Annotated in this window: 9 protein-coding genes; 7 read left to right on the forward strand and 2 right to left on the reverse strand. The window is 58.7% G+C overall.

Translation table 11 applies throughout. The features are described 5' to 3' along the window. Nucleotides 1-345: 345 nt before the first annotated feature. Entirely contained in the window at nucleotides 346-753 is a 408-nt protein-coding gene (locus NG895_RS07185) for a tetratricopeptide repeat protein (protein ID WP_252851792.1), read from the reverse strand. Nucleotides 754-815: 62 nt separating this feature from the next. Beyond that, nucleotides 816-1,880, reverse strand: coding sequence for a DUF1559 domain-containing protein (locus tag NG895_RS07190; RefSeq protein ID WP_252851793.1), 1,065 nt, complete (start codon nucleotides 1,878-1,880; stop codon nucleotides 816-818). 1,139 nt (nucleotides 1,881-3,019) lie between these two features. Between NG895_RS07190 and NG895_RS07195 the strand changes: the two genes are divergently transcribed. From NG895_RS07195 to cimA, 7 genes are all read left to right on the forward strand, one after another. Next, nucleotides 3,020-3,181: a hypothetical protein gene (locus NG895_RS07195; RefSeq protein WP_252851794.1), complete on the forward strand. Its 162-nt coding sequence runs from the start codon at nucleotides 3,020-3,022 to the stop codon at nucleotides 3,179-3,181. Nucleotides 3,182-3,200: 19 nt separating this feature from the next. Then, entirely contained in the window at nucleotides 3,201-5,882 is a 2,682-nt protein-coding gene (locus tag NG895_RS07200) for a beta-L-arabinofuranosidase domain-containing protein (protein WP_252851795.1), read from the forward strand. Nucleotides 5,883-5,892: 10 nt separating this feature from the next. Then, nucleotides 5,893-6,780, forward strand: a complete 888-nt coding sequence (locus tag NG895_RS07205) for a dockerin type I domain-containing protein (RefSeq protein ID WP_252851796.1) — start codon at nucleotides 5,893-5,895, stop codon at nucleotides 6,778-6,780. 330 nt (nucleotides 6,781-7,110) lie between these two features. After that, nucleotides 7,111-10,053 (forward strand): DNA translocase FtsK, encoded by a 2,943-nt coding sequence (locus NG895_RS07210; RefSeq protein ID WP_252851797.1) that lies wholly within the window; start codon nucleotides 7,111-7,113, stop codon nucleotides 10,051-10,053. A 303-nt stretch (nucleotides 10,054-10,356) separates the two neighbouring features. After that, entirely contained in the window at nucleotides 10,357-10,893 is a 537-nt protein-coding gene (locus NG895_RS07215; RefSeq protein ID WP_252851798.1) for a hypothetical protein, read from the forward strand. A gap of 284 nt (nucleotides 10,894-11,177) precedes the next feature. Next, nucleotides 11,178-11,567 (forward strand): four helix bundle protein, encoded by a 390-nt coding sequence (locus tag NG895_RS07220; protein WP_252851799.1) that lies wholly within the window; start codon nucleotides 11,178-11,180, stop codon nucleotides 11,565-11,567. A gap of 16 nt (nucleotides 11,568-11,583) precedes the next feature. Beyond that, nucleotides 11,584-13,155 (forward strand): citramalate synthase, encoded by a 1,572-nt coding sequence (gene cimA / locus NG895_RS07225; RefSeq protein ID WP_252851800.1) that lies wholly within the window; start codon nucleotides 11,584-11,586, stop codon nucleotides 13,153-13,155. Nucleotides 13,156-13,196: the final 41 nt, after the last annotated feature.

Below are 13,196 nucleotides of genomic sequence, written 5' to 3' on the forward strand. Positions count from 1 at the left end.
GGGATCATCTACAAACCGACTCGACTCTACCATCGGGAGGTTGGTGGCTTCCGAGGAAGGATCTCCACGTCATCGCCAGGAAACCGCCGGTAGCTGCTGGAAGGATGACCGCCCACCTAAACCGAGGAAAAGTACCTACTGTTTATAGTCGATTGGTCCGACAAGTTCAAAGAAACCGAGCTTTTTTATTTGAGATGCTCGGCAAATTGCGCATGTGTGCATGCACAGCCAGTCCCCAATGTCGCTCGGCGCGGCGGGGCTGGCAATGGCCACACCCCCTGGAGGAATGTATGGCAGGCTGATTTGGACCACGATAGCATGTGGGGCCTGCGCCGCGAGTTTCAACTACTTTTTCGCGCTTGGCGGCTGGGCAAACTTCCCCTTGAAGCGGTCGTTCGCGGGCTTTTTTGCCTCCGCAAGCAACCACTTGAAGTCTTCATTCTTGGGCTCGATGGCTAGCCCCGCTTCACAATCGGCGATGGCCGCTTCGTCGTTCCCCTGGTCGAGGTACAACTTGGCGCGTTCCATATACGCCCAGCCATTCGGCTTGGCATCGATCGAAGCTGTGAAGGATCGGATAGCGGCCTCTTTGTCGCCCTTGGCGAGCGCCTCCTGAGCGGCCAAAAAGTGCCGAGTCGCGGGCTGCTGTTCGGGACTATTTCGCTGGCCGCATCCAGCCAGTGACAGGACGATGAGGCAAAGGGCAGCAAGAATTGGTGCTTCTATGCAAATCGTCAATCGTTCATGAAACAAGGCACAAACTCCAGGTGGTTGGCGTTTGGTGCTTCAATCCGCCGATCTTAACAGCGAAATTCTCAACGTGGACCACGGGGGCCGCCCGTCGAGCCAGGCACCTGACTGGCTCGTGTCGCCAAATCGCGGTAGGCGACAGCATCCATATTCTCCTGGAAGAAATCAACGGACCCGTCAACCCTCACCCCCTGCATTCCACCAGGGTGCTCGCTACCAAAAGCTAGCTGCAACTTCTGGCAATAGGGATGGGATGGACTACTGCATGGATCCTGGTCCCGCACTTCGTTCTGGTAGTTTATGGGGACACCGGTGGAGCCCACGGCTTCGGACATGTCGTTGCCATCCCAACTATCGATGTCGTCGCTGCCTATGTACCAATGGTCCTTCCTGCTCCCCAGACGGTCTTCTCCCTCCAGGCCGTGGTCCTCAAGGGCCTGCGTATCGTGGACCGCCTCAGCAATTAGCAGCGTATTGGAGGTTCCGTCCGTGATTTGTCGCATGCTGATATCGCTCAGTCCAAAAAGAACCCCGTCCAGCCCCGTCATCGGCAGGGTACCATCTGGACCAGGCAGATTCTGATTGACGGAGATGCCGGTTGCCGATCCGAGATAAGAGCCAGGTACGCGCCGCATCACAATCCAGGGCGGGCTCCAGCTAGAAGCATCCCACTGATGCGCCAACAGGCGAGCAGAAGGGCAGCGGAAGACTGAAACCACTGTTTCGCACGCGATAATGTTGGCTTTCGTTGGATCGCCGGCAATTTGCTCATGGGTATAGGGACTGGGGTTTGCCCACTGGAAATTCCCAGACCCGTTCTCACCAATGTGCATGAATGCCTGGGTATTGGTTTCCTCCAGGAACGGAAGGATGTAATACGTCCACATCGACCCTTCCCGGTTCATTGCCCCGGACGGGAGGGCCTTGTAAGTATCGTGGTGCATCTGTAAAGCCAAGCCAAGCTGCTTCAGATTGTTCTGGCAACTCGACCGGCGGGCGGCTTCGCGGGCAGCTTGGACTGCCGGCAGAAGCAGGGCCACCAATATGCCGATGATGGCAATCACCACAAGTAGCTCAACCAGCGTGAATCCGCTGCGTTTACGTCTTGCCCGCGTTTCAACAGTATTCATGGTACTTCGGAACGCCTTCGGAGGTCTCGAATGTGCTACAGACAAAGAAAAGATGACGTCACACCCCACAAGCCCTGACAGAGAATTGGAACCGGCACCCGCCCCCTGAACTTCAGGCCTAAGGAGATTGCGCCTGCCGTCGCGCCGTTCCAAGTGGCGCGTGGAATTATGGTGCACTTTGATCCATTAGTCAAGCTTATTGCATCCTCCATACCCGCTATTCAAGAGATCGTTCCCACCAATGTTGCGGAACTAGGCATCACTTCAGGGAGGTCAGGTGTGCTCACGGAGTCTACTTCTGCCACACTGCCCTGGTCCCACAAAATTGCCCCTTAGCTGGGCTGTTTTGGCGGACCTTTCGCTGCTTTTTTGCCTGCCTGACAGGTCCGTGAACTAGGCCCAAGCCGACTTCAGAGGAAGAGCCAACCGGACTCCCCGGCCAATTACCGCACATGCATTCGCAGCGATGCGGTGGAGATCTAAATAAGCTATCGGGAGCAACACGTTGGCGGCATTCGGAGCGGATAGGTAGCCAATTCCAGTGCCAATGTCCCCGGCTCTTCGGGAGCGAGTTTGGCGGCTGCCAGACTGAGCATCTTCCGCTACCTACTTCCCGCCCGGGCTTGCATCTCCTGCGACACTGTCTACCGTCCATTAACTGCCGCTGATGTACGTCACTGCGACCAAGCGTCGCGTATTTCAATGCCTCGCCCGCATTTATTGCTCTGCTCTGCCGACGCGTCCGGACGTACGTACATGAACGCATCCGGTTCCTCAACCAATAGTTTCGCCGCGCACTCGAGTTCTTGATTCCCGACCATTCAGATCGACCGGCTACCACCTTTCGCATCGGAGATTTGAAGGTGGTGCGGCAGGCGATCATCGAGTCGGTTGTAAGCCGCGCTACGGCAAGCAGGTACACGAATCGCATTCATTGCGCGTTCAAGTGGGCGGCTCCCAATAAACTTGTTCCCGCCTCGGTCCCTGCGTCTCTGGCACTGCTGCTCCTGCAGTTGAACGAGCAGGTCGGCTAGCAGGTGTGTCTCTAAAGCTCGGGTTGCAGCTTCTGCATCGCAGGAGGCGGCGCGGACAGCCTCATCGCAAGCGATGGCGGCCATTCCTTTCATCGAATGGGCCGCTTGACGGACTGCAGCGAGTTCGCAATGCGGCGCCGCTTCGACAACCTCTTTCAGACGCACCTGAATGTCTCTCACGAACGTCTGCAGCGCGTCACCGGCGAACTGATGGTCGCCCCCGCCGCGCCCGACTTCGCGCTGCCGGCGGCAGCCGCTTATACTTGAAGTTGAAAGGAGCCTCTCCATGTTTAGCAGCAATCTGCGGGCGCATGCCCTGGGCCGAATGGTCTTGTTCTTCTCTTTTTGTTTGGCACCGATGACAACGTCGACCTGTGTGGCGGGCAAGGAACCAAGGAATCTGGCAATCGTTGCGCAGCCTTCCAGTTCGTTCACTTCGCACGACACGACCGTCAACGCACTGAACGACGGGTACGCACCGGCCTCTTCGTACGAGTGGTCGCACGGTACCTATGGAAATTATAACCGCCGGGGTACGCAGTGGGTGGAGTACCAGTGGGATGCGCCGATCACCACTTCACGAATCGAAGTGTACTGGTGGGACGACAATCGTGGCATCGACCTGCCGGCCAGCGCTCGCCTGCTGTACTGGAAAGATGGCGAGTACCGTGCCGTGCCTGGCGGCGAGCAAGTGGGAGTGACCGGCGACAAGTTCAATGTGGTCGAATTCGACATAATCACGACACCTCGGCTGCGACTGGAGATCGACTCCGATGGAGAGCATTCCACCGGCATTCTGGAGTGGCGCGTGCTCGACAATGGCGAGTCGCCCGCCTTTCCGCCGCGAGTTGTCGGCGATGCTGACCGCATCGTGATGCTGGACAGCAAGACTTATTTGCACGGGAACATCATCTCGCTGGACGATACAGCCGAGTTGCAGGTCCGCTGGTCAAAGCTATCGGGACCGGGCGACGTGCAGTTCGAAGATGCGCAGGCGCTGACCACGACGGCCCGATTCTCGGACCTCGGCTCCTATCAACTGCAACTGACCGTCGGTAATGACGCTGGCGAAATGTCGGCGATCGTGAACGTCGAAGTGGAGCAACCACCGACCGAAGAGCCGCTCGAAGTGGTCTACACCACGCCTTACAAGATCGATAGTCCTTTGTGGGACGGTCGTTTGCACGCGGTGATTACCAACTGGATTCCCCATTGCATCGACCTGATCGAGGATCCCGAATTGAAAGAAGGAGGGCTGAACAATTTCGCCGAAGCAGCCAAAAAGCTACAAGGCGAGCAGGCGTCCGCTCACCGGGGGTATGTGTTTAGCAACGCCTGGGTACACCAGACCGTGGAGTCGATTTGCCTGGCACTGATGGTCGATCCGAACGGAGACCAAGAGATGATCGACGCGCAAACAGACATGAAGGCGACGCTCGAGGATTGGATTCCTCAGATCCTCGCCGCCCAGGAACCCGATGGCTACCTGCAGACTGCCTTTACCCTGAACGACCGTATGGATCGCTGGCAGCCTGCCCACCGTACCGGGCACGAGGGGTACGTAGCGGGATATTTTCTTGAGTCCGCCATTGCGCACTACCAACTTACCGATGGTACTGACCGGCGGCTGTACAATGCGGCCAAGAAACTCGCCGACTGCTGGGCAACGAACATCGGCCCTGGCAAACAACAGCAGTTATGGTGGGACGAGCATCAGGAGATGGAACAAGCACTGGTGCGGTTTGGAGTGTTCGTCAACAAGGTGGATGGCCCCGGGGCCGGCGACAAGTACATTGCTCTGGCCAAGTTCCTGCTCGACTGTCGGCAGGAGGGCAGTAAGTACTCGCAGAGCCACTTGCCGGTGCAGCAGCAGTACGAAGCAGTGGGCCATGCAGTGCGGGCCGTCTATCTATACTCGGGTATGGCTGATATCGCGACGGAAATGGGCGACGCGGAGTATCGCTCGGCCGTCAAGTCGCTGTGGGACAATCTGGTTAACAAGAAGTACTACGTGACCGGCGGCATCGGTAGCGGCGAGTCGTCCGAAGGCTTTGGCGCCAACTACTCGCTGCCCAACAATGCTTACTGTGAGTCATGCTCCAGTTGCGGCATGCTGTTCCTCGAGCAGAAGATGAATCGCGCCTATCACGACGCGAAGTACATCGACCTGCTGGAAGAGACACTGTACAACGCCCTGCTCGGCTCGCTCGATTTGCCGGGGGAGAACTTCTACTACCAGAATCCGCTGGTCTCGTGGAATGGTCGCTACCCCTGGCATGTCTGTCCCTGTTGCGTGGGGAACATACCCCGCACGCTGTTAATGTTACCGAGTTGGGCGTTCGCCACGAACGACGACAATCTGTACGTGCAACTTTTCGTCGGTGGTACGTTCGATGTCGGTAAGGTGGCTGGCACCGAAGTGGAAGTTGTTCAAGAGACTCGCTATCCGTGGGACGGCAACGTGAAGATCGTGATCAACCCGCAGGAGGAGAAGGAGTTTGCCGTGCGGGTTCGCATTCCGCAACGCGACGTGAGCACGCTTTACTCCAGCACGCCCGCCGAGTTGGGCTATGATTCACTCACCGTCAACGGCGAGAGGGTGCCGACCAACATCGAACAAGGTTACGCCGTGGTGCGCCGCGTTTGGAAACCGGGCGACACGCTGGAGCTGGTACTCCCACTGCCGGTGCAACGCGTGAAGTGCGACGACCGTGTTCAGGCGAATCGCGGCCGCGTGGCGTTACGCCGAGGTCCGCTGGTATACAACATCGAAAGCGTCGACGGCAACAAAATGGATGGTGTGCTCGATGCGAGTACGGAACTCACAACCGAGTGGCGCGACGATCTGCTGGGTGGCGTAATGGTAATCCGTGGCAAATTTGCCGACGGTTCCGCACTGCTGGCCATTCCCAACTACGCCCGCAACAACCGTGGTGGAGCGTCGCAGGTTTGGATCCGCTCGCAATGACCTCAGACCGTTGTCCCTAGTTCCAGCCGACACGACGTTTGAGTTGAGCGATAGCGACAGCCGCATTCGCGGCAACTTTCTATTGCCGCTGCCGCTGCATGGTGAGTATTCGGGCCGCTACGCAGCGGTTCGTTTCACTGCCTCGCCGGGTTCGGAGCCAACCAACGAGATCGGTGGGCACGAGTTTCGATTTCTGGAGGGCCCCTCTGATCTGGTGCTCGAAATCGATCGCGCCGATGGCAGTATGACGATGCACAACAACGGCGCGACCAACGACTCCAACTCGCCCGAAAGCCTGCAGATCCGCGGTTACTCGATCAGCAGTCCTTCGGAGGCGTTGGACGACGCCAACTTTAGTGGTCTGGCCGGCAACTCGGGATTTCCGACTGGCACGGGCAGTGGGTCCGGCTGGGAGGTTGCCGGTGGATCGAACGGCGAGCAGATCATCGACGCCTACTATGGTGGCTTTCCTACCAGCTCTACCATCTCGGCCGGGGCAACCGGCCTCGATTTGGGAGAAGGCTACGACATCTACTCCTTCAGCGAGGATGTTTCCTTCATCTGGACCGATGCCATGGGACGCAAGTTTGACGGGCGCGTGGTTTACGTAGGTGATGCACCTACCGACGTGCCGGGCGACTACAACGGTGACGGCGCCGTCGACCTTGCCGATTACACTGTCTGGCGAAACACGCTCGGCGCCGCCGGTGCGGGGCTATCGGCCGACGGCAACGGTGACAACGTGGTGGACGCCGACGATTATGGCGTGTGGAAACAATACTTCGGCCGCAGCACCGCTGGCACCGTCAGTTCGGTCAGCAGTGCGGCCGTCCCCGAACCCTCAACGTTCGTACTGGCAGCGACGTGCATCGGCCTCCTGGCCGCCCGTCGCCGCTAGCGGCACAACGCTCCAGCGAACTTGAGCGATTGGCGCCGAGAGTGATTTCACCGTACCAGGGGGTCGGCTGGATCACTCTCTGGCACACACCTTAGCAGCCCGCGGTCTTCGGATCGCGGGCTATTTTTATTGGATTGCGGCTGTTGTAACCGGTATACGCGTTGTAAGCATTCTGCCGGCGGCGGAATTGCTAGCGACCGCTGCGACGAACCTCATCGCGAACCAGTTGGCTGGTCGATGCCACTGATGACTGGATGCTATTGCGCTGAGGGACCGGCGCCAACGCGACTGTTATAATCCGCCCCCCCGTTTCAAGTCGGTCCACGGTTGATGTTCGAAAACCGCAATCGCCAATTGGACATAGCTGCGCTGCTGCTGGCCGCCGTCACCCTGCTGACCGGCCTGTCTCTGTTTACGTACCATCGGGCTGACCCCGTGGCGCTGACCGATTCGTCAGCTGGCATGGTCTACCCAGTACCCGAGTCAACGCAAAACGCCTGTGGGCGGCTGGGTGCGGTGCTGTCTCACTATCTGCTACAGACCCTGGGCATTGGCGCTTTTGTGGCCTTGGCCTCGCTGGCGGTGCTCACGATATTGTTGTTCCGGCAGCGCACGATCAACCAGCCGACGCTGAGGCTGGCCGGCTGGGCTCTGGCGATGCTGGCCATCTGCACCTTGGCTTCCCTGTTGCTACCCCGCTGGACCCCAGGCCCGATGATCGGCGCCGGCGGCTACGTTGGCGCGCTGGGGCGGGCGTGGCTGGAGTCGAACTTCGCCCACGCCGGCTCGTTCATTTTCGCTCTAAGCGTGCTGGTGGCGGGTGTACTGCTTACCACCGACTATCTGATGTTCCAGGTCGCCGCCGCCACGACCCGTGTCTCGGGCCGAGGCCTGGCCAACCTGAGCCGCGCAACAAACAGCCTCCGCCCCAAAACGGACGTGGAAGACCCCATCGACCTTGGCGAAGAAGAGGAAGAGTACGAGTCGGACGAATACGAGTACGAAGACGACGAGGCCTGGGAGGAGGATTACGAAGAGGAAGACGACGAGGACGGTGCTGGGCTCACCGTTCGCACGCCTGGAGCCAAAGCGACAGACGAAGTAACCGAAGTCGAGGAAAAGGCGGCCGATTCGGCCAAGAAGAGTCCACTAGGCCGTATGGCAAAGCGACTTACCGCTGCGCTGAAAGGCGATACCGAAGATGAATCAGCCGAGGAGGAGAGCGAAACACCCGCAACAGAAGTTGCCGAACAGGCACCTCCGCCAGCCGAACCTGCTCCCCGCTTCAAGAAACCCAAGCCCAGGAGCGAGCGAGACGAGATTATCGAGCAACTCGAAGCCGCCGACCAGGACGGCACTCCATCGCTGGACTACGAATTGCCATCGGTCGAACTGCTCGATCCGCCCGAGGACGTGTCGTACGAGGAACACGAGAAGGAGGTTCGCCGTAAAGCCAAAGTGCTGGAACGGACCTTCAAGAACTTCGGCTTCAACGTTCGCGTGGTCGAAATCGAAACCGGCCCGGTCATTGCCCAGTACGAGGTGCAACTCGAAGCGGGGCTCCGACTGTCGAAGATTACCGGTCTGGCCGACGACGTGGCCATCGCGCTGCGAGTGCCGAGCGTGCGCATTGTGGCCCCCATCCCGGGCAAGAACACCGTGGGCATCGAAGTGCCCAACGAGACTCGTCAGTTGGTCCGATTGCGTGAAGTGATCGAAGAGACCGACAACAAGGCCTCGCGGATGAAGATTCCCATCTACCTGGGCAAGGACGTCGCCGGCAATCCCATGGCGGTCGACCTGGCTGCGCTGCCACACTTGTTGATTGCTGGTCGTACGGGTACCGGTAAGAGTGTGTGTTTGAACTCGATCATCGTGTCGATGCTGATGACCCGTGGCCCCGACGAAGTGCGGATGCTGATGATCGACCCCAAGATGGTCGAGCTATCCGGCTATCGCAAGCTGCCGCACCTGATGCACCCGGTAGTGACCGATATGAAGAAGGCCGAGGCCATCCTGGCTTGGGCGGTCGACAAGATGGAAGAGCGCTACACTCTGCTGGCCCGCGCCGGCGTGCGACACGTTAGTGTGTACAACCAGTTGGGCGAGGAAGAGCTGCGCGATCGCATTCAGCCCGCCAGCGAAGCCGAATGGGAAGAAGTGCCCAAGCAGCTTCCGTTCATCGTAATCGTGGCCGACGAAATGGCCGATCTGATGATGACCGCGGGCAAGGATGTCGAGCAACACATCATTCGCCTCGCCCAGAAAAGTCGTGCCGTCGGTATCCATCTGATCCTCGCGACCCAGAAGCCAACGGTCGACGTCATTACCGGTTTGATCAAGAGTAACCTGCCGGCACGCATTGCGTTCCAGGTTGCCAGCCGTACCGACAGCCGCGTGGTGCTCGACGAAATGGGCGCCGACAAACTGCTGGGCAACGGCGATATGTTGTTCCTCTCGCCCGGTACCAGCATGCTGTTGCGTGGCCAGGGAACGTTCCTTTCGGACGACGAGATCACCCGTGTGGTCGATTGTATTGGCACCGACGAACCGCAGTTTGCCGGCGAGTTGATGCAACTGAAGACCAAGGAAGAGGTGGAAGCCACCGCGGGCAGCTTGAAGAATCGAGACGAACTGTACGAAGCGGCTATCGAAGTGGTGGTGCGCGAAGGCCGCGGCAGTGTATCACTACTGCAACGGGCACTTGGCATCGGCTACGGCCGCGCCGCGCGGTTGATCGACTTCATGGCCGAAGACGGCATCGTCGGCCAGTACAACGGTTCGCAAGCCCGCGAAGTGACCATCACCATGGCCGAATGGGAAGCCATGCGTGATGGCGAAGGGGGTGGCGCCACGGACTCTGAGGGAAGCAGCGCAGCCGATAACGGCGGCGGCCAGAATGCCCCTCCGCCCACGACGCTGCTGGACGAACCTAAGCCCAAACGGTCGAACCGCATCGCCTATCAGTCGGAGTCGGAAGAGGAGCAAGACGACGAGGAGGATGAAACGGCCCCTTGGGAAGACTCCGATACCGACCAGTCGACTGAAGACGCCGAGCAACCAGAGGAAGAGTACGAGGAAGCCTACGAGGAGGAGTACGAAGAAGAGGAAGAGGAAGACTACGAACCGGACGCAGAAGCCGAGGAAGAGTACGAAGAAGAATACGACGAGTCGTACGGCGAAGATGGCGTGTGGGACGAGGAAGACGACACCGAAGAGGCTGAAGAGGAGTGGGACGAAGCAGAGGAAGACGAGCGAGAAACCGTCGCTTGATGACACGTCGCACTGCGATCGCCCGGCTCCTGTAAAAAGCATAAAAGCACTTAAAACAGGCTGCTTGCGGAGGTTCTCACCGCAAATTACTTGTTACTCCAAAAGTACGAATTAGACTGAAAGTGGGATTCCGAATCGCGGGGAGAAGGCGGCTTCTCATCGCCTGCAAAGCCCACCCCAATTCGTCCTGCCTACTGAATTCTGCTTCTGGAGTTGCTGATGTTCTTGGAAAACCAAATGGGGCGAGGTGCGCTTATAGGGCGTGCTTTTTCTTCTTGGTTGGCTCTCTTCTTTATAGCCACATTGCTGAGTTTCTCTCCGAGTGCCCACGCGGGAATGATTGTCGGAACCGGCGGAGGTAACGGCGGAAACGATACCATTGGCGACGTGATGGACGTCATTGACGACTACAACGCCAACAACGACCCCGCACTATCGACCGATATCATGTTCTTGGCGAAGTCGGACGAGGTCAGTTTCGACTACGGCATGGGCAGCGACTTCATGTTCTTTGAAGACGCCGACGGATTGAATGCCGTCACGAGCGCCAGCGAGTTGACCAGTCTCGACATGGCCTATTTCAAGTACACCGGCGAGGAGAACCTCTTGTTCTATTCGGTGAAGGGCCCCAGTCAGGCAGGATTCACCCTGTATACGTATATGCCGGTTATGCTCAATCTGATGGACCTCTCAAACAGCTCCGCCGAAATTTCCCACGTATCGTTCTGGAAGGGACCGGGGGGAATCGATCCGTTCGGCAACTCCATTCCCGAACCCTCCGCACTGGCCCTTCTGGGGACCATACTGGCCGCGGCCCGCGGGTATCGCCGGCTGGCTTGACCCTCGGCGATCAGCAGCTAGACTTAAGCTGTTGAATTTGCCCATTCTCCCCTGGAAACTGCCGAAACACCCCAGTCATGATTCACCAGCCCACCAACTTCGGCGTGCGAATCATTATTATTGCGGGACAACGGCGGTCTTAGGGCGGTTCGACCAAATCCGGTACAATCTCGACCCTGAGGCCAAAAGCCTCGGGGTTTTTTTGTTTACCGAGGGTCCAGGGGTGAGGATTCGGGGGTCAGGGAGGCAACGAATACAGACGGAACACCAGGCGGGCTAAGATAGTGAAAATTGAAAGCTTTAAGGACTTGAAGGTTTGGCAGCTCGGGATGGAGCTGTCCGAGCGGGTTTACAACATGACCAAGACATTTCCCGATGAGGAAAAGTTTGGGCTAACCAGCCAAATGCGCCGGGCGGTAGTGTCTGTTCCCGCGAACATCGCAGAAGGTCATGCCCGAAATTCAACGAAAGAATACATGAGGTTCCTTTCAATCGCAGTTGGTTCCTTGGCCGAAGTCGAGACTTTTGTCGAGCTTTCCATCCGGCTGTCGTATGTCACTGCAGAACGAACTTCCCAGTTGCTCGAATCCATTGCCGAACAGCGCAGAATGCTGAGAGGACTCCAACGCTCCCTCTCGGATAAGAATAACGAATCCCTGACCCCCGACCCCTGATCCCCGAATCCTTCCAATGAAAATCGAACTTTACGACACCACTCTTCGCGACGGCGCCCAAGGCGAGGGCGTGAATTTTTCGTTGGAAGACAAGGTAATGATCGCGCGGCGGTTGGACGAAATGGGGTTCGACTACGTCGAAGGGGGCTACCCGCTCTCGAATCCCAAGGATGCCGAGTTCTTCCAAAGACTGGCAGCCGAACCGCTGAAATACAGCAAGGTCTGTGCGTTCGGCATGACCCGCCGCAAGGGAGTGGCACCAGCGGACGACCCCGGTATGAAGGCCTTGGTCGAGTCCCAGGCACCCGTCATCACCATCGTTGGAAAGACCAGCGACTTCCACGTGCACGAAGTGCTCCGCGTATCGCTGGAAGAGAACTTGGCGATGATCGGCGAAACCGTGGAGTACTTTGTGAAGCTCGGCCGCCAGGTGGTGTACGACGCCGAACACTTCTTCGACGGCTGGAAGGCCAACCCCGAGTACGCCGCCCAGACCATTCAGGCTGCTTCACAGGCCGGTGCATCGCACATCGTGATGTGCGACACCAACGGCGGCAGCATGCCCGAGGAAGTTGTCCGCATCGTCAAAGAGGCGGCCGCCAAGGTCACTACGCCGCTGGGCATTCACACGCACAACGACTGCGACCTGGCGGTGGCTAACTCGCTGGCCGCCGTCGACGCCGGCGCGGTGCAGGTGCAGGGCACCATTAACGGTCTGGGCGAGCGATGCGGCAATGCCGACCTGGTCTCGGTCACAGCAAATCTGGCCATCAAGAAGCAAGGTTACGAGGTGCTGGAGCGGGGCGAGCTCGAACACCTGACCGAGCTGTCGCGGTACGTGTACGAAATCGCCAACATGAGCTACCGCATCAATCAGCCATTCGTCGGACCGAGTGCGTTCGCCCACAAAGGTGGCATGCACGTGCACGCCGTGAACCGCGTGGCCGAAAGTTACGAGCACATCGCGCCCGAGAGCGTGGGCAACGAACGCCGGGTGCTGGTAAGCGAACTGTCAGGGCGATCGAACATCATCGCCATGACCACCAAACACGACATCGCCGAAGACAAGCAGTTGATGGACAGCATCCTCCGCGAGGTGGTCGACAAGGAGAATAAGGGCTATCAGTTCGAGGCGGCCGAGGCGTCGTTCGATTTGTTGGTTAAGCGAGCAGCAGGCAGCTTCACACCCCACTTCGAGTTGGTAAAGTTTCACACCTCGGTCGAAAGCCGCGGCGGCCAACCAGTCACCGAGGCCACTGTCAAACTGCTCGTGGGCGACGAAGTGCGTCACGAAGTGGCCGAAGGCGATGGCCCGGTGAACGCTCTGGACGCCGCGCTCCGTAAGGCGCTCAACGGGTTGTTCCCGAACCTCCGTGGCATGCATCTGGTCGATTACAAGGTGCGCGTTATCAACAGCGAGGCCGCCACGGCGGCCAGTGTCCGCGTGGTGATCGAAAGCCGCGACTCGGACGGCGAGGTCTGGGGCACCGTGGGCGTAGACGAGAACGTAATCCAAGCCAGCTGGGACGCCCTGGTCGACAGCATCGAGTACAAGCTGTGCAAAGACGAAGGAAATCCGGCCAGCTAACGGCGGATGCGGCCGCTGCCCCCACCGACACATATCTCGGA

The organism is Aeoliella straminimaris (genome assembly GCF_024054565.1).
Lineage (GTDB): Bacteria > Planctomycetota > Planctomycetia > Pirellulales > Lacipirellulaceae > Aeoliella > Aeoliella straminimaris.